Annotated in this window: 2 protein-coding genes; both read left to right on the top strand. The window is 45.8% G+C overall.

Going from position 1 to position 982, the window contains the following annotated elements; translation table 11 throughout:
- Window positions 1-730: M17 family metallopeptidase (locus A3738_RS21530; protein WP_197473956.1), on the top strand; the 730-nt coding region annotated here is incomplete at its 5' end.
- Between the two features lie 30 nt (window positions 731-760).
- A partial coding sequence (locus tag A3738_RS21535) for a DUF5062 family protein (RefSeq protein WP_068763846.1) occupies window positions 761-982 on the top strand: 222 nt, incomplete at its 3' end.

Raw genomic sequence — 982 nt, forward strand, 5'->3', positions numbered from 1 at the left:
AGACGCGCCAGCTATTACACTAGTTGGTAAAGGTATCTGTTTTGATAGTGGCGGTCTGAATATTAAAACTGGCAACTTCATGCGTCAGATGAAAAAGGATATGGGCGGCGCTGCACACGTGCTTGGCTTGGCCAAGCTCATCATGGCACAAAACCTTCCAATTCGATTACGTGTTCTCGTTGCTGCGGCTGAAAACGCTATATCTGGTAATGCATTTAGACCCGGCGATATTATTGAATCTAGAAAAGGCCTTACGGTCGAAATAGACAATACCGACGCTGAAGGTCGTTTAGTTCTTTGCGATGCATTGGATGATGCATGTAGCGAAAGCCCCGAGCTGATTATTGACTTTGCCACATTGACCGGCGCATGCCGCGTAGCACTGGGCACAGAACTCCCTGGCTTCTTCTGTAACGATGAAGAAGTGGCTGCAGGACTCAACGAAAGCGCTCTAGATTGCTTAGATCCTATTTGGCGCCTACCGTTGCACCAAGCCTACAACGACATGCTTAAAAGCCATTTTGCCGATACCCTGAATTCAGCAGAAACCGGATTCGGTGGCGCTATCACAGCTGCACTATACCTCGAAAAATTCATTAGCAATGAAACCCCTTGGGTGCATTTCGACGTCATGGCTTGGAACCTCAGAGGCCTCCCAAGCCGTCCAGTTGGAGGTGAAGCATTGGGCTTACGAGCGGTATATGAATATCTAAAACAACGTTTCGCGTAACTCGAAGAACTTCATCAAAGAGGAAGCAGCATGGCTATAAAAAAACTAAAAAACGAAGCTGAACTTTTAAAAGAAGCTATTCGCATTGGGGTGATGTATTGCGAGAAGCGTGGCGTTGTAAAGTTTGAAGCGAATGATAAGCAAGACGATAAAATTGAATATATCTACAAGCTTTTGGTTCACGACAAACAAATTCAACCGCTGGCAAAGCAAGATATGGATACGCCACGAATGAAGCATAAGCTCGTTCTG

This window comes from Oleiphilus sp. HI0066, from assembly GCF_001635725.1.